The following is a 16,414-nucleotide window of genomic DNA, read 5'->3' on the forward strand; positions in this document are numbered from 1 at the left end:
TGAGCAGGACCGTCAGCCGCAGCTCGGTCAACCCGACCCGGCCGGCGGGCGTGTGCCCGGCCGGCCGGATCCGCTCGCGGCCCGTCGGGTGGCTCACAGCTCCCGGAGCCGGGGCAGTAGCTGATCCTGCGCCCAGTCCAGGAACATCGGCTGCGTCTCTCCGCCGACCTGGATGATCGCCACGTGCGTGAATCCGGCGTCGACGAACTTGCGGAACGCGTCGACGTGCGCTTCCACGTCCGGGCCGCAGGAGATGCCCTCGGCGACGTCCTCCTCGCGGACGAACTGGGTGGCGGCGGCGAAGGACTCCGGCCCCGGCAGGTCGGCGTTGACCTTCCAGCCCATGCCGAACCAGCGGAACTGGTCGTGCACGATCTTGCGGCACTCGGCCTCGTCCGGGCCGTAGCAGATCGCCACCTGCCCGTAGCGGGGCTGGCCCGCGCCGCCCGCGTCGTCGTACATCTCGATGATGTGCCGGTCGGGCTCGGTGGAGACGAGGCCGTTGCCGTACTCGGCGGCGAGCGTGGCGGACTGCCGGCCGGAGGCGGCGATCGCCATCGGAACGGGCCGCGCGGGGCGGTCCCAGACGTAGGCGTCGGGTACGTCGAAGTGGTTACCGGAGAAGGTCAACGTCTCGCCGTTGAGCAGCGGACGGATGATCTGCAACGCCTCCTCGAACATCTCGTGGCGCTGCTGCACGTGCGGCCAGCCGCCGACCACGTGCTCGTTGAGGTTCTCCCCGGCGCCCAGGCCGAGGGTGAACCGCCCGTCCGAGAGCGCGCCGATGGTGCTGGCCTTCTGGGCGACCACGGCCGGGTGGTAGCGGCGGATCGGGCAGGTCACGAAGGACATCAGCTCCGCGCGGGAGGTGGCGTGCGCGACCGCGCCGAGCACCGACCAGGCGTACGGGGAGTGGCCCTGCGAGTCCAGCCACGGGTAGTAGTGGTCGGACATCACCAGTTGGTCGAAGCCGGCCGCCTCGGCCCGCACCGCGTGGTCCACCAGTTGCTTCGGTCCGGCCTGCTCGCACATCAGGGTGTAGCCGACGCTCACCATCCCGTTATCTCCTTCTCGCCGACGGTTCGTCCCGGGATACCCAGGTCAGCAACGGTCAACCCTCCCGTCCGGTTCGGCCGGGCGATGCTTGACGGATGTCGTGGACCCGCCTACGGTCCTCTTAACCGGTTAAGACCCTCGGTGTGGCGCACATCCTGTGGTGGGGATGACCGCCCCGTGACGGCCCGCGTCCGCGCGGGCCGTCACGGCCGTCCGCCCCTTCGAGCGTTCTACTGAACCGGTTGCGAGGGCTGATCCATCGCCCTAGGCTGATGCGCGCCGCCGGGAGTCGGACGGCGGCTGTCGGGCTGCAGCCGCCTTCCCCTGTCGTACCCCACCCTCGCCGGGCATCGGGGGTCCTCCCTGAGGAAGGCCATGAAGACTCGACTCTCCGCCGTCGGCGCCGCCCTGCTCGCGCTGCTGCTCGCCGTGCTGGCGTTCGGTCAACCGGCGCACGCCGCGGCCGGCTTCTCCGTCGCGGGCGGCAAGCTGTACGACGCCAACGGCGCCGAATTCGTCATGCGCGGCGTCAACCACGCGCACACCTGGTACCCGCAGCAGACCAACTCGTTCGCCGACGTCAAGGCGCTCGGCGCGAACACCGTGCGGGTGGTGCTCGCCAGCGGCGACCGCTGGACCCGGAACACCAACGCCGACGTCGCCAACGTCATCTCGCTGTGCAGGACCAACCGGCTGATCTGCGTGCTGGAGGTCCACGACACGACCGGGTACGGCGAGCAGAGCGGCGCGATCACCCTGGACCGTGCCGTCGACTACTGGCTCAGCCTGAAGGACGTGCTGGTCGGCCAGGAGCGGTACGTTCTCGTCAACATCGGCAACGAGCCGTACGGCAACCAGAACTACGCCTCGTGGGCCGCCGACAGCGCCAACGCGATCAAGCGGCTGCGGGCCGGGGGCCTGACCCACACCATCATGGTGGACGCCCCGAACTGGGGTCAGGACTGGTCGTTCACGATGCGCGACAACGCCCCGTCGGTCTTCGCCGCCGACCCGGCCCGCAACACGCTCTTCTCCATCCACATGTACGGCGTCTTCGACACCGCTGCCGAGATCACCGACTATCTGGGCCGGTTCCGTACGGCGGGGCTGCCCATCGTGGTCGGTGAGTTCGGCTTCAACCACTCCGACGGCGACCCGGACGAGGACACCATCCTCGCGTACAGCCAGGCCAACGGGATCGGCTGGCTCGGCTGGTCGTGGAGCGGCAACGGGGGTGGCGTCGAGTATCTCGACATGGCCACCGCGTTCAACCCGGCCAGCCTGACCACCTGGGGGCAGCGGGTCTTCAACGGCGTCAACGGCATCCGGCAGACCTCCCGCGAGGCCACCGTCTTCGGCGGCCCCCCGCCACCCACCACGCCCCCGCCGACCACGCCCCCGCCGACCACGCCCCCGCCGACCACGCCGCCGCCCGCCGGTGGCTGCTCGGCGACGTACACCATCACCAACCAGTGGCAGGGTGGCTTCCAGGGTGAGGTGCGGGTGACTGCCGGCGCGTCCGCGATCACCGGCTGGACCACCCGGTGGACCTACGCCAACGGCCAGAGCGTCACGCAGGCCTGGAACGCAACGGTGACCAGCAGCGGTTCCACGGTGACCGCGCGGAACGCGGACTACAACGGCCGACTGGCCGCCGGTGCCAGCGCTACCTTCGGCTTTCTCGGCGGCTGGAGCGGCGCCAACCCCACACCACAGGTGAGCTGCACCGCCAGCTGAGCGACCGGCGGCGACCGACGCCAGGTGGCCGGGCCCGCACCGGGCCCGGCCATCGCGTCGTTCGGGTGACCGAGAGCGGTCAGTGCTGCTCGCCGGTGAGGTTCACGATGACCACGCCCGCGATGATCAGCGCGATGCCCACGAGCTTGACCGGCCCGACCGACTCGCCCAGGAACACCGCGCCGATCGCCACGATGGCCGCGGTGCCGAGGCCCGACCAGAGGGCGTACGCGACACCGACCGGTATCTCCTTGACGGCCTGGGCGAGCAGGAGGAACGCCAGCGCGTACCCGGCGAGGCAGCCCAGTGTCGGCCAGACCCGGGTGAACCCGGCGGTGCTCTTGATCAGGCTGGTCGCCACCACCTCGGCGAGGATCGCGATTCCCAGCAGCACGTACGCCATACGGCCCCTCAGTCCTCGGTTCCCGGTCGAGCCATCGAGTGTTCCACCCCGGCATCGGCCAGGCGGGCGGCGCGCATAGTGAGGTAGCGCTGTTCGGGGAGGCTGCTCGTGCGGGCGGCGGCATCCCGGTAGTCCGCGATGGCCCGTTCCCGGTCGCCGGCCATCTCGTGCAGGTGCGCGCGGGCGGCGGGCAGCCGGTGGTGTCCGGCCAGCCGGGGATCGTCGGTCAGCGCGTCGAGAGCGCGGAGGCCGGCAGCGGGCCCGTGCACCATGGCGGTCGCGACGGCCCGGTTGAGCGCCACCACCGGGGTGCCGGCCAACCGATCCAGCACGTCGTACAGCGCCAGGATCTGGGGCCAGTCGGTCGCGTCGGTGCCGGGAGCCTCGTCGTGCAGGGCGGCGATGGCGGCCTGCACCTGGTAGGGGCCGACCGGGCCGCGCGGCAGCGCCGCCGTGACCAGTGCGACGCCTTCGGCGATGGCCGCCGCGTCCCAGCGGCTGCGATCCTGCTCGGCCAGTGGGATCAGCTCTCCGGAGGGCCCGGTTCGTGCCGGGCTGCGCGCCTCGGTGAGCAGCAGCAACGCGAGCAGCCCGGCGGTCTCACTGTCGTCGGGCAGGCGTACCTGCAGCGCCCGGGTCAGCCGGATCGCCTCGGCCGCGAGGTCGACCCGGCGCAGGTCCGGGCCGGCGGTACTGGTGTGCCCCTCGGTGAAGATCAGGTAGAGCACCTGTCGGACGGCGGCCAGCCGATCGGCCCGCTCCGCCTCCTCGGGCATCCGGAACGGCAGCCCGGACGCGCGGATCCGCTGCTTTGCCCGGCTGATCCGCTGCGCCATGGTCGCCTCGGGCACCAGGAACGCGCGGGCTATCTCGGCGGTGCTCAGACCGCCGACCGCGCGCAGGGTCAACGCGACGGCCGACGCCGCGGCGAGGGCCGGGTGGCAGCAGAGGAAGAGCAGGACCAGGGTGTCGTCCCGCTCGGCGGTCAGCTCCTCGTCCGGGGCCGGCGCGTACCGCCGGTCGTCCGGGTCCTGACGGGTGACCAGGTCCTCACGGCGACGCCGGGCCTGCTCGCCGCGGATCAGCTCGATCATCCGGCGGTAGCCGACCTGGATCAGCCAGCCCCGGGGGTTCGTCGGCAGCCCGTCGGCCGGCCACTGGCTGGCGGCGGCGAGCAGCGCCTCCTGGACGGCGTCCTCGGCGGTGGCGAAGTCACCGAACCGGCGGGTGAGCACGCCGAGGACCTGCGGCGCCAGTTCGCGCAGCAGGTCCTCGATGCGAAGGTCGGTGGTCAGCGCTCACAGCTCCTGCGACGGAGCGGACATCACCGGGTGCACCTCGATCGGCATGTTCAGCGGCCGACCGCCGGGGCCGGGCGCGGTGGAGATGTGCGCGGCCAGCCCCACCGCCCGCTGCGGGCTGTCGACGTCGACGATCCAGAAGCCCGCGAGGAACTCCTTCGTCTCGGCGAACGGCCCCTCGGTCACGACCGGCGCGCCGCCCTCGCCGGCACGTACGATCCGCGCCTGCTGCGGGCCGCCGAGGCCCTGCGCGTCGACCCACTCGCCATCGGCAGCCAGCTTCTCGTTGACCTCACCCATGAACGCGACGTGCGCCCGGACCTCGTCCTGCGTCCAGGTGTCGATGCCGGGGAAGTCGGTCCCGGTGGCGCTGAACTGCATCAACAGCATGTACTTCATCGTCTCGCTCCTCACGCCCGCGCACCGTGGTCGGTGCTCTCACCCTGAGGTAGAAGCCGACGACACCGTTCTCGACACCCCGGACAAAGAAATTTCTAGCCGACCTCGTCGACCTCGAACAGCAGGCTCTGTTCGGGGTGCAGCGCGGGTAGCTGCACGCCCACCCGGGCCAGCGCCGCTCCGCTGAGCGTGACGCCGGACGCCAGCCAGGGCGGCCCGGACAGGTCGATCGTCGCCGGAGGTGGCACGTCCGGGACCGGGCGCACCCGGTAACGCCGCGCCGGGTCGAGACCGGGCAGCCGTACCGCGCCCGGGGTCTGCGCCACCGAGGTGGCGAGCCGGGCCACCGCGTACACCGCTCGGGTCTTGTCCTTCTCGACCACGCCGTGCGCCCAGACGGCCGGGTCCGGGTGGTCGACCCGGACCACCCGCCCGGAGTGCAGCAGCGGGCGCAGCCGCTTGTGCAGTGCCACCCAGTCGGTCAGCTCGGCCTGTTCGGCGGCGCTGATCGAGGCGATGTCCCACTCGATGCCGTGGTGACCGAACAGCGCCGTGGCCGCCCGGAAACCCAGGTCGTGTACGCGGTGGGTGGTGTGCGAACGCTGCGGCCCGATGTGCGTGCCGACGAGCTCCGGTGGCAGCAGCAGCCCGGTCCAGCGCTGGATGCCGAGCCGTTCCAGGGCGTCGTTGCAGTCGCTGGCCCAGACCCGGTCGGTGCGGGCCAGGATGGCCAGGTCCACCCGGGCGCCCCCGGAGGAGCAGCTTTCGATCTCCACGCCGGGGTGGCGTCGGCGCAGCTCGTCGAGGAGGCGGTAGACCGCGAGGGTCTGCCCGTGCACCCCGGGCCGGCCGTGGTGCCCCGCCTCGGTGAGGTCCCGGTTGTGGTCCCACTTGAGGTAGCTGATCCCGGGATGCTCGGTGAGCAGCGCGTCGAGGCGTTCCAGCACGTAGTCGTACGCCTCGGGGCGGCCCAGGTCGAGCACCTGCTGCCGGCGCCAGGCGGGCGGCAGTCGTCCCGGCAGGGTTAGCAGCCAGTCGGCGTGCGCGCGGAACAGGTCCGAGTCGGGGTTGACCATCTCCGGCTCCACCCACAGGCCGAACTGAAGGCCGTGGCCGGTCACGTGGTCGATGAGCGGTTGCAGGCCGTCGGGCCAGATGTCCTCGTCGACGTACCAGTCGCCCAGCCCGGCCGTGTCGTCGCGCCGGCCGCGGAACCAGCCGTCGTCGAGCACGAACCGTTCCACGCCGATCTGCGCGGCGCGGTCGGCGAGGGCCCGCAGCCGGTCCAGGTCGTGGTCGAAGTAGACCGCCTCCCAGACGTTGAGGGTGACCGGGCGCGGGGATCGCGGGTGTCCGGGCCGCGCCCGCACGTGCGAGTGGAGTACGTCGCTGAGTCCGTCCAGCCCCTCGTCGGACCAGACGGCGTAGAGCAGTGGAGTCTCGTACGCCTCGCCGGGGGCGAGTCGGATCTCGCCGGGGGCCAGCAGTTCCCCGCCTCCGAGGGTGGAGTCGCCGGTGGGCCGGCGTTCGGCGACGGTGAGGTGGTCGCCGCTCCACGCGGTGTGCACCGCCCAGATCTCGCCGTGGCCGAAGTCGAACCCGGCGGTGCCGGCCACCAGCAGCAGGGTGGCGTCGTGTCCGGTGCGACCGTGCCGCCCCTCGCGGACCCACGCGCCGTGCTGCCACGGGTGCCGCTGCGGGGAGCGTTCGCGGCACCAGCGGCCGGTCAGGTCGAGCAGTTCGGTGGCGACCGCCGGCACCGGGAGCACCGGGGTCAGCTCCCGCACCTCGTACGTGCCGTCGCCGTCGTTGCGGAGCCGGTGCCGGATGGTCAGCAGGCCGTACGGGTCGAGCGTGATCTCGATGGTCAGGGACAGCCCGGCGGCCGCGTCGGACGCCCGTACGGTGACCCGGGCCGGGGCGTCGGCCGGATCGTCGACGGCGAGACCGTCGAGCCGGAACGCGGTGGACCAGTCCCGCCCGTCGCGGTGCCCGGCCAACCCCGGTCGGCCGCTCCACCCGGCGCTCGCCTCCGGCAGCAGCGACAGCACGGGTGGCTCGTCGAAGCTGCTCGGCACCACCGGTGGCACGGTCGCGTCCACGAGGTGGCGCAGGCCGTCGTCGTCCAGGTCGCCGACGTCGCCACCCCAGTGCGCCACGCGGGGCAGCCCCGGGCCGCGCGCGTCGAGCACCAGGCTGGTCCGCCCGCGGCGCAGGTGCAGGATCGTCATCCTTTGGAGGCTCCCAAGGTCAGGCCCCGGACGAAGTGCCGCTGGAGCATAAAGAAGATCACGAGGGTGGGGATCGCGACGAGCACGCTGCCCGCCGAGACCAGGTTGTTGTCGGTGAAGAACTGGCCGCGCAGGTTGTTGAGTGAGCTGGTCACCGGGAACTTGTCACCGGTACGCATGAGGACGGTGGCCCAGAAGAACTCGTTGTAGATCCAGGTCACCTCCAGGGTGGCCAGTGCGGCCAGGGCCGGCCGGCACAGCGGCATGGTGATCTGCCAGTACTGCCGCCAGACACTCGCGCCGTCGACCATCGCCGCCTCGTACAGGTCGTGGGGGAGCGCCTTCATGTAGTTGCTGAGCACGAAGACGCAGAACCCGCACTGGAAGGCGACGTTGATCAGGATCAGGCCCCAGTAGCTGTCGTAGAGCAGCTCGGAGTCGCTCATGAACTCCGGCAACGGCACCTCGGTGAACAGTCGGAACAGCGGGATGAGCAGCGCCTGTTGGGGTAGCAGGTTGGCGGCGGTGAACACCCCGAGCAGGAGGAGGTTGATCTTCCAGCTGAACCGGGCGATGACGAACGCCACGCAGGAGGCGAGGAGGAGCGTCAGCAGCACCGCCGGCACCGTGATGTAGACCGAGTTGAGGAAGTGCTTGCCGAACTCCGCCTGATCCCAGGCCGTGACGTAGTTGTCGATGGTCCAGCCGCCGAACGAGACGTAACCGTGGGCGGCGGTGTACTGGTACGAGCGGAACGACGTGAGGACCGCCCAGGCGATCGGGAAGAGCCAGATCAGCGCCACGGCGATGAGGAAGCCGTGCAGCAGCATCCGCAGCGGGGTCAGCCGGCGTCGGCGGATCGGGGTGTCGACGCTCATTTCCGGTTCTCCCTCATCACGGTCGCCAGGTAGATGGTGATGAAGACCAGCGAGACGACCAGCATGATCGTCGCCAGCGCCGAGCCGAAGCCGATCCGGCTCGCCTCACCCACCACGTTCTGGGTGACCAGCGCGGAGATCAACTCCAGGCCGTTGCGGCCCTTGTTGACGACCCAGACCAGGTCGAACGCCCGCAGCGACTCGATCACGGTCACCACCAGCACGATGATGTTGATCGGTCGCATGACCGGGAAGACGACCCGGAAGAACGTCCGGACCTCGGACGCGCCGTCGACCGCGGCGGCCTCGCGCAGCGACGGGTCGACGCCCTTCAGCCCGGCCAGGTAGAGCAGCATGATGTAGCCGACGTGTCGCCAACCGGAGGCGACCATGACCGCCCAGATGTTGACGTTCGAGTCGCCGTACCAGTCGGTGCCGGTGCCGAGGACCGCGTTGATCAGACCCTGGTCACGGGAGTAGAGCAGCTGCCAGACGAAGCCGATCAGCGCCAGCGAGAGCACCACCGGCAGGTACAGCGCCGTCTGGTAGAAGCGGCTGCCGCCCAGCTCCTTGTCGAGCAGCACCGCCAGGAACATGCCGAACGGCGTGGCGACCACGAACAGCACGGCCAGCCACAGCAGGTTGTGCTGGACCGCTGGCACGAACGGCGGGTAGATGTTCACCACGTCGCTGTAGTTGCGCCCGCCGACGAACTCGATCTCGTTGAGTGGACCGATGCCGTCCCAGTCGGTGCCGGACAGCACCACGGTCGCCAGGGCCGGCAGCCAGACGAGCGCGGTGACGAGCAGCAGTGGGACGAGCACCATCAGCGTGATGACCACGCGGTCGGTGGGGGACAGGAGCCGTAGCCGCCGGCGACGACCACCCGTGGAGGTGGTCGCCGGCGGCGGCGGCACGGCGCGATCCGCTTGGATCAGGGGTAGGTCGGACACGATGTCCTTCCCCTTCCGCCGTCAGTCAGTGAAGATCGACTTCTTCTGGTTCTCGATGGACGACGTCAGCCCGTCGATGTCCTTCGGGTTCTTGATGAACTGCTGGATCGCCGGGATCATCACCGTGGAGGCGAAGTCCGGCCGGGTGTCCCGGTCGAGGAACTGGGCGATCTCGGTGGCCGACCCGACCAGCTCCGCGGCCTTCTTCTGCAGCGCCGTGTAGCCGCCGACGTCCGCGCCGCTGTTGGCGACGAGGACGGCCGGGTCGTTCTTGAGGTTGATGTCCGCAGCGGCCTTGCCACCGAAGTACTCGAGCAGCTTGCGGGCGTTGTCCTCGTTCTTGGGCTTGCGGGCCATCATGTAGCCGTCGATCGGGGCGTCCAGCGCCTTCGCGCCGATGGCCGGGTCGATCTCCGGGAAGGTGAAGAAGTCGAGGTCGTCCTGCTCGTCGTTGCTGAACTGCTGACCGACGAAGAGGCCCAGCAGGTACATGCCGCTCTTCTTCTGCTGCAACGACTGCGCGGCCTCCTGCCAGGTGCGGCCGAGGCTGTCCGGCTGGTGCAGGGGGAGCAGACCGGCCCAGGTGTCGAAGACCTTCTTGACCTTGTCGGAGGTCCAGGCCTCCTTGCCGGCCATCAGGTCGACGTGGAACTGGTAGCCGTTGATGCGCAGGTTGAGGATGTCGAAGGTGCCCATCGCCGGCCAGCCGTCCTTGTCGGCGAAGGCGATCGGGGTGAGGCCGTCCTTCTTCATCTGCGCGCCGAGCGCGGTGAACTGGTCCAGCGTGGTGGGCACCTGGTAGCCGTGCTGCTGCCAGACCGACTTGCGGTAGAAGACCGCCCACGGGTAGTACGTCCCCGGCACGAAGTACTGCTTGCCGTCGTCCCCGGTGGACGCCTTCTTGAACGCGTCGGAGTAGCCGGAGATCTTGCCCCACACGTCGCTGATGTCGCTGGCCAGGCCCTTGGCGGCGAAGAAGCGCATCCGGTAGCCGGCGAACCAGGTGAAGACGTCGTCCGGCTTGCCCTGCAGGTAGTTGTTGATGTTCTCCTGGAACGTGTTGTGGTCGACCGTGTTGGTCGCGACCTGGACGCCGGACGAGGTCTTGAACCCGTCGGTGATCTTGGCGAGGACGTCCTTGGGCTTCGGGTCGGACTGGTTGGAGCCGAGTGAGACGTCCTTACTGGACCCGCCGGAGCCGGAGTCGTCGCCGCAGCCGGCGAGCAGACCGGTGCTGAGCAGCGCGCCCGTGCCGGCCGCACCGGCCAGCAGTGACCGTCGGTTGATGCCGGCCACGGAGGGCGGTACGAGCCGGGCCAGGTATTCGGCTTGCGATCGGGGACGGGACATCGGTGCCTCCTGCGGATGAAGAGGTGCTACGTCCAACGGGTCGGGTGTGGTGAGGAGCGGTGCAGCCTGGCAAAGACGCATCGTGATCCACCGAGAATCCACATTGGTGAACACGATCGGCCAGTTGGGGCCTCAAGCTACCTCTCCATAGGCCGCTGTCAAGAGGTACTTTCGCCTCTGATAACCCAGTCGTGATCCGGCTGTTACGAGGTAAACGTTGGAAAAGAAGTCGATGTTGGAACCTGTTGACTTCAGTGGATGGCGGGTGCACCCTCACCTGTCATGCGGCGATGGCAGGGCGAGGGCATCTACTTCGGCGGCGACTACAACCCCGAGCAGTGGCCCGAGCAGACCTGGTCGGAGGACGTCGAGCTGATGCGACGGGCCGGGGTCAACCTGGTCTCCGTCGGCATCTTCTCCTGGGCACGCCTGGAACCCCACCCCGGACGGTTCGAGTTCGGCTGGCTGGACCGGGTGCTCGACCTGCTGCACGACGGCGGCATCCAGGTCGACCTGGCCACCGCCACCGCCAGTCCACCGCCCTGGCTGTCCCGCGCGCACCCGGAGACGCTGCCCCGACGGGCCGACGGCGCGATCCTCTGGCCGGGCGGACGGCAGGCGTACTGCCCCAGCTCCCCGGTGTTCCGCGAGCGCTCCCTGGAGCTGGTGCGCGCGGTCGCCGGCCGGTACGCCGAGCACCCCGCCGTCGTCATGTGGCACGTCTCCAACGAGCTGGGCTGCCACAACGTGCATTGCTACTGCGACGTCAGCGCCGAGGCGTTCCGGGGGTGGCTGCGCGAGCGCTACGGCGACCTGGACCGGCTCAACGACGCGTGGGGCACCGCGTTCTGGAGCCAGCGCTACGGCGACTGGGCCGAGATCAATCCGCCGCGCACCGCGCCGACGTTCGCCAATCCGACGCAGCAGCTCGACTTCCTGCGCTTCTCCTCCGACGAGCAGCGCGCCCAACTCCGCGCCGAACGCGAGACGCTCAGGACGCTGGTCCGCCAACCGGTCACCACCAATTTCATGATCGGCATGGCCAAGCACATGGACTACCACTCCTGGGCCGGCGACGTGGACCTCGTCTCCAACGACCACTACCTGAACGCCGCCGACCCCCGGGCCCACCTCGGGTTGGCGCTCGCCGCCGACCACACCCGGGGCGTCGCCGGTGGCGAGCCCTGGCTGCTGATGGAGCACTCCACCAGCGCGGTCAACTGGCAGCCGCGCAACGTCGCGAAGCTCCCCGGCCAGCTTCGCCGCAACAGCCTGGCCCACGTCGCCCGGGGCGCCGACGGGGTGCTGTTCTTCCAGTGGCGTGCGTCCCGGGCCGGCGCCGAGAAGTTCCACTCCGCGCTGGTGCCGCACGCCGGCCCGGACACCAAGGTGTTCCGCGAGGTCTGCCAGCTCGGCGCGGACCTCAAGGCCCTCGCCGAGGTACGCGGCAGCCGGGTCGACGCCGAGGTGGCGATCCTGTTCGACTTCGAAGCGTGGTGGGCGGTCGAGTTGGACTCCCACCCGAGCGTCGACGTCACGTACGCCGACCGCCTCAACGCGTTGTACGGCGCGCTCTGGCGGGCCGGCGTGACCGCCGACATCGTCCACCCGTCGAGCGACCTCAGCGGTTACCGACTGGTCCTGGCGCCCACCCTCTACCTCGTCCGGGACGCCGACGTCGAGGCGCTGCGCCGATTCGCCGAGGCCGGCGGCACGGTTGCGGTCACCTACTTCAGCGGCATCGTCGACGAGAACGACCACATCCGTCTCGGCGGTTACCCCGGCGCGTTCCGCGACCTGCTCGGCGTCCACACCGAGGAGTTCTTCCCCCTGCGCGAGGACGAGCGCGTCGAACTCGACGACGGCGGCGCTGTCGACGTGTGGACCGAGTGGCTGCACGCCGACGACGCCGAGGTGCTGGCGTCGTACACCGATGGGCCCCTGCCGGGCGTGCCGGCGCTCACGCGGCGGCCGGTCGGCGCGGGCGTCGCGTGGTACGTCGGCGCCCGGCTCGACGAGCCGGCCACCGACCGGCTGGTCGCCCGGCTGCTCGACGAGGCCGGCGTCCGTCCGGCGGCGCAGGCGCCGACCGGCGTGGAGGTGGTACGACGCCGCGACGGCGAGCGGACCTGGCTGTTCGCGATCAACCACACGTCGTCGGACGTACGGATCTCGGCGACCGGTGTCGAGCTGTTGACCGGCACGCGGTGTGCGGGTGAGCTGACCGTGCCGGCCGGCGAGGTGGCCGTGGTCCGTGAGGACCGGTCGTAGTGTGGTCGACGGCCGCGGTGCGAAGGAGGTTCCCCAGATGCTGGCCCAGCAGCGGCAGAGCGCCATCCTCGACCTGATCCGCCAGCGCGGTGGGGTGCGGGTGAGCCACCTGGTCAGCCGGTTCGGCGTGTCCGACATGACGATCCGGCGCGACCTGGAGGTGCTGGCCGAGCGCGGTCTGGTGGACAAGGTCCACGGTGGTGCGACGCTCGCCGGGCCCGGCTCGGCCGACGAGCCCGGCTTCGCCGCGAAGTCCATCCGCCAGCAGGCGGAGAAGCGGGCCATCGCCGAGCGGGCGGCCACGATGGTGGAGCCGGGGATGGCCATCGCGCTGTCCGCCGGTACGACCACCGCCGCGCTGGCCACCCTGCTGTCCGACGTGCGCGGGCTGACCGTGGTGACCAACTCGATCCCGGTGGCCGACGCGCTCTACCAGAACCCGCGCGCCGACCAGACCGTCGTCCTGACCGGCGGCATCCGTACCCCGTCCGACGCGCTGACCGGCCCGGTCGCCGAGGCGGCGATCAGCGCGCTCAACGTCGACCTGCTCTTCCTGGGGGTGCACGGCCTCAGCCCGCGCACCGGCTTCACCACCCCGAACCTGCTGGAGGCCGGCGTCAACCGGTGCCTCATCGGGGCCGCCCGCCGGCTGGTGGTGCTCGCCGACCACACCAAGTGGGAGACGATCGGCATCGCCACCATCGCCCCGCTGGAGGCAGCCGACGTCCTGATCACCGATCCTGGCCTGCCCGCGGAGGCGCGCACCACCATCGGCGAGCAGGTCGGCGAACTCGTCGTCGTGGAGCCCGGCTAGCGCGAGTGTGTTCACCAGGTTGGCGCGGGGCCGTGCGGTGGGGTGGGCGTCCAGTCCTGATCGTCAACTGTCGGGCCAACGGGCGGAGGAGCCGGCACCATGCTCGGCAGTCAGACGGTGAATCCCGGCGAATATCTGCTCTCGGACAGCGTCTGGCGAGAGGGTGACACCCGCCGGTACGTCGAGGGTGGTTGCGATGCCGTCTTCCTCGCCTTCGACAGTGATACCGGTCGGACGCTCGACCTGAGTTTCCTGCGCGACCTGCCCAATCTGCGCCGGGTCGCGATCGAGGGTCCGTTACGTGATGACACGCTGGTATTCGAACTGGAGGATCTTCTCGGTCTGTCGTTGCTGACGCGGTCCAAGAAGGCGGCCCGGCTTGATCTGACGCCGAAGCTGGACACGCTCGTGCTGTCGGAGCGGCCGGGCCTGGAGACGATCGGCGCGCTGTCGGCCCTGCAACACCTGACGATCGACCGGTACGCCGGCTCGGACCTGACCCTGCTCGGGGCCAAGTCCGAGCTGGTGTACCTGAGGATCGAAGGGCGCAAGGCTGCCCTGTCCCTGCACGGTGTCGAAGAAGCGCACCAGCTACGGCAGCTCGAAGTGGTCGATGCCGCCGTGGATTCCCTGGAGCCGTTGGCCCGCCTGGTCGAACTGCAGGAGGTTGTGGTCCGACCCAACGCGAGGTCGGCGCCGGTCGAGCCGCTGCGGCTCGATCCGGTGGCTGGTCTTCCGAACCTGCACACCCTGCGTCTCGGCGCGATCGCGTCGGCGTCGCCCCTCGCCGCCGCGTCCGGTCTGCGGCGGCTCGTGGTCGGTACGGTGCTCGACGGTGACCTGCGTCCCCTGATCGATCTGCCCGACCACGTGGTGGTCACGGTCCTGGACAACGCCGCCCAGGACCGTGAGGTGCAGCGGTCCCGAGCCCGACCGACACCCTAGGGATCGTCGGTAGGTAGGCAGGACCCGTGGTGATCGGCCCGCCGCGCACAGCGGCGGCGATCCGGCAGGATCCGGTCACAGAAGACCCAGTGTCGTACGTCTTGAGCGTCCTCGGCCGACACCGTGGTCCCGGCGACGTCGACCTGCGGAATCGAGGCCAGCGACCGAGCGAGCCTCCGGGCCAACTCCAGCGCCTCGGCCAGTTCGGCGACCGCCACCGGCAGGTGGATCACGTGGCCGGGCGGCGGTTCGGCCGCCTCGGTGAACGCCAGCACGGCGTCCCGAGGGAGCGGTACGAAGATCCGGTCCGGTGGGATCACCACTGCCGCCCCTCGGGCCAGGCGCCCTGCCGGGCCCGCAGCGCCCGCTTGACCCGCGCGTTCTCCTCGCTGAGCAGCGCCAGATCGTGGTGCAGCGCGGTCAGGTCGAGCGCGACGCGGTGCAGGAACCGACGTACCTCCCGAGGGTCGAGCCCTCGCCGGCCGAAGCCCACGGTGGCGAACTGATGGTCGCGCACGTGCCGCGGATGCAGCCGGCCACCGTCGTAGAGCGAGCCTCTGGTCATCGGTCACCTCTGCTGTCGTCGGTCCATGGACGCGTCGGGGTCGCGGGAGCGTCCTTCTTCGTGGTAGGTATTCGTGCAAGTCGGTTCGGAGCCGGGATCACGTCATCCCGACGCTCTAGTTGAGACCCGACGAGAGCCGGTATGCGACTGCCACTCGCGAGGCCGTCTCTCGTCACCTTCTCGGCTGTTGGCACAGCCGCGGTTGCCGTGTTTGCACCGGGCTTCCCCGGGGGCCGGCGATCACCCTCACCCGCAGGTCACGTTTCCAGTGGCCTCGGTCTTGGTGCAACGACACCAACGAAATTCGTCATGAGGGACGTCAAGAGAGGGGACCCATGCCCGCCAGGCGTGAATCGTTCGTCCAGACATTGCGTGCCCAGTGGCTCGGCCAGCAGATGCGACAGTTGCGGGAGCAACGCGGCATCACTCTGAAGCAGGCGGCCGAGTTCCTGGAACGAGACTTCTCGTCCATCGCCCGCTGGGAACGCGCCGAGTGGCCGTTTCGACGGGGAGTCGTCGAAACGCTTCTCGATCTCTACGGCGAGCACGACGGGCGCGAGCGCAACCGCTTCCTCCAACTAGCCGAGGATGCCTGGCGGACCGACCGTTGGGACGACGACTACGACGAGTTGGTCGACGCCTCATTCATCGACTTTCCCTGGTTGGAGAGCAGAGCGGAGCGCATCTGCTCGTGGGACGCCTTTCTCATGCCGGGGCTCATGCAGACGGCGGCCTACGCGGAAGCGGTGATCCGTAACGCCGAGGGGGAGCAGGCATCGGATTTCTCAGTGCGCAAGTGGCTGCAATTGAGAGTCGACCGTCAGCGTGTGCTCAGGCGCGATCCCGCCCTCCAGGTGGCGGCCGTCATCGACGAAAGCGTTCTTCGCCGACCGGTCGGTAGCCCTGCCGTGATGCGCGGCCAACTACAACACCTCGTCGAGCTGATGCGGCGGCAGAACATCGACGTCCGCGTGCTGCCATCACGGGTCGGCCTACACGCCGGGCTCGACGGCTCATTCGTCCTCTTCGGAATGCCCAAGCCCTATCCCGAGGTGGCCTACGCCGAGACTCTGGGTGGGCGCCGATTCATGGAATCTCCGAAGTCGAGACGCTACGCGCTTGCGTACCATCGCCTTCAGGATGTCGCGCTCGATCAGCGCGAGGCGGCCGAGCTGATCGCGAAGATCACGGAGGAACTGCCATGAACGAAGCCCTACCGGCCGTGGCCTGGCACATCAGCACGCGGAGCAACAGTAACGGCGGGAGCTGCGTCGAGGCGGGGCCTGTTCTCGATGGCTCCGGGCGGGTGGCGGTGCGCGACAGCAAGGACCGCACGGCGGCGACCCTCGTCTACCCCGTCAGCGGCTGGACCGCCTTCGTCAACGGGGTCAAGGACGGCACTTTCCCGCGCACCGGTCGGTGATCGACCCCGACATCGCCGATGTCGGGGTGTCCCGGTCGGGTTGATACCCCCACATCGCCGATGTCGGGGTGTCCCGGTCGGAAGTCGG

The 16,414-nt window shown here is 69.9% G+C and carries 16 protein-coding genes; 6 read left to right on the top strand and 10 right to left on the bottom strand.

What is annotated here, in order from left to right:
* Positions 1-93 precede the first annotated feature (93 nt).
* Positions 94-1,056 carry a TIGR03557 family F420-dependent LLM class oxidoreductase gene (locus tag ACQP03_RS09735; RefSeq protein ID WP_357123058.1) on the bottom strand — a complete coding sequence of 321 codons (963 nt, stop codon included), beginning with the start codon at positions 1,054-1,056 and terminating at the stop codon, positions 94-96.
* Positions 1,057-1,431: 375 nt separating this feature from the next.
* Between ACQP03_RS09735 and ACQP03_RS09740 the strand changes: the two genes are divergently transcribed.
* On the top strand, positions 1,432-2,793 hold the full coding sequence (locus ACQP03_RS09740; protein WP_433460820.1) for a cellulase family glycosylhydrolase: 1,362 nt from the start codon (positions 1,432-1,434) through the stop codon (positions 2,791-2,793).
* Between the two features lie 79 nt (positions 2,794-2,872).
* Here the strand turns inward: ACQP03_RS09740 and ACQP03_RS09745 are convergent, their stop codons facing one another.
* From ACQP03_RS09745 to ACQP03_RS09775, 7 genes are all read right to left on the bottom strand, one after another.
* The gene (locus ACQP03_RS09745) at positions 2,873-3,196 is read right to left on the bottom strand and encodes a DMT family transporter (protein ID WP_357123065.1); all 324 of its coding nucleotides are present in this window, start codon (positions 3,194-3,196) and stop codon (positions 2,873-2,875) included.
* Positions 3,197-3,204: 8 nt separating this feature from the next.
* Positions 3,205-4,431, bottom strand: a complete 1,227-nt coding sequence (locus tag ACQP03_RS09750; protein ID WP_433460821.1) for an RNA polymerase sigma factor — start codon at positions 4,429-4,431, stop codon at positions 3,205-3,207.
* Between the two features lie 63 nt (positions 4,432-4,494).
* The gene (locus tag ACQP03_RS09755; protein WP_357123068.1) at positions 4,495-4,896 is read right to left on the bottom strand and encodes a YciI family protein; all 402 of its coding nucleotides are present in this window, start codon (positions 4,894-4,896) and stop codon (positions 4,495-4,497) included.
* Between the two features lie 95 nt (positions 4,897-4,991).
* Positions 4,992-7,127: an alpha-galactosidase gene (locus tag ACQP03_RS09760; RefSeq protein ID WP_357123071.1), complete on the bottom strand. Its 2,136-nt coding sequence runs from the start codon at positions 7,125-7,127 to the stop codon at positions 4,992-4,994.
* Positions 7,124-8,005: a carbohydrate ABC transporter permease gene (locus ACQP03_RS09765; RefSeq protein WP_357123074.1), complete on the bottom strand. Its 882-nt coding sequence runs from the start codon at positions 8,003-8,005 to the stop codon at positions 7,124-7,126. The genes ACQP03_RS09760 and ACQP03_RS09765 overlap by 4 nt, the downstream gene beginning before the upstream one ends.
* Positions 8,002-8,958 (bottom strand): carbohydrate ABC transporter permease, encoded by a 957-nt coding sequence (locus ACQP03_RS09770; protein ID WP_357171337.1) that lies wholly within the window; start codon positions 8,956-8,958, stop codon positions 8,002-8,004. Before ACQP03_RS09770 ends, ACQP03_RS09765 begins: the two co-directional genes overlap by 4 nt.
* Positions 8,959-8,979: 21 nt before the next feature.
* Positions 8,980-10,308: an ABC transporter substrate-binding protein gene (locus ACQP03_RS09775; RefSeq protein ID WP_357123080.1), complete on the bottom strand. Its 1,329-nt coding sequence runs from the start codon at positions 10,306-10,308 to the stop codon at positions 8,980-8,982.
* Positions 10,309-10,590: 282 nt separating this feature from the next.
* Between ACQP03_RS09775 and ACQP03_RS09780 the strand changes: the two genes are divergently transcribed.
* From ACQP03_RS09780 to ACQP03_RS09790, 3 genes are all read left to right on the top strand, one after another.
* The gene (locus ACQP03_RS09780) at positions 10,591-12,579 is read left to right on the top strand and encodes a beta-galactosidase (RefSeq protein ID WP_433460822.1); all 1,989 of its coding nucleotides are present in this window, start codon (positions 10,591-10,593) and stop codon (positions 12,577-12,579) included.
* A gap of 37 nt (positions 12,580-12,616) precedes the next feature.
* On the top strand, positions 12,617-13,393 hold the full coding sequence (locus ACQP03_RS09785; protein ID WP_363661052.1) for a DeoR/GlpR family DNA-binding transcription regulator: 777 nt from the start codon (positions 12,617-12,619) through the stop codon (positions 13,391-13,393).
* 99 nt (positions 13,394-13,492) lie between these two features.
* Positions 13,493-14,338, top strand: a complete 846-nt coding sequence (locus ACQP03_RS09790; protein WP_357171341.1) for a hypothetical protein — start codon at positions 13,493-13,495, stop codon at positions 14,336-14,338.
* Here the strand turns inward: ACQP03_RS09790 and ACQP03_RS09795 are convergent.
* Both ACQP03_RS09795 and ACQP03_RS09800 read right to left on the bottom strand, forming a co-directional pair.
* A complete protein-coding gene (locus ACQP03_RS09795) occupies positions 14,335-14,571 on the bottom strand; it encodes a hypothetical protein (protein WP_357171585.1) in 237 nt (78 codons plus the stop codon). The genes ACQP03_RS09790 and ACQP03_RS09795 overlap by 4 nt on opposite strands.
* An 83-nt stretch (positions 14,572-14,654) precedes the next feature.
* A complete protein-coding gene (locus ACQP03_RS09800; protein WP_357123089.1) occupies positions 14,655-14,903 on the bottom strand; it encodes a DivIVA domain-containing protein in 249 nt (82 codons plus the stop codon).
* 335 nt (positions 14,904-15,238) lie between these two features.
* Between ACQP03_RS09800 and ACQP03_RS09805 the strand changes: the two genes are divergently transcribed.
* Positions 15,239-16,108 (top strand): helix-turn-helix domain-containing protein, encoded by an 870-nt coding sequence (locus tag ACQP03_RS09805; RefSeq protein WP_363661053.1) that lies wholly within the window; start codon positions 15,239-15,241, stop codon positions 16,106-16,108.
* Positions 16,105-16,326 (top strand): DUF397 domain-containing protein, encoded by a 222-nt coding sequence (locus ACQP03_RS09810; protein WP_363661054.1) that lies wholly within the window; start codon positions 16,105-16,107, stop codon positions 16,324-16,326. The genes ACQP03_RS09805 and ACQP03_RS09810 overlap by 4 nt, the downstream gene beginning before the upstream one ends.
* Positions 16,327-16,414 lie beyond the last annotated feature (88 nt).

This window comes from Micromonospora sp. CA-248212, assembly GCF_050948405.1.
Classification (GTDB): domain Bacteria; phylum Actinomycetota; class Actinomycetes; order Mycobacteriales; family Micromonosporaceae; genus Micromonospora.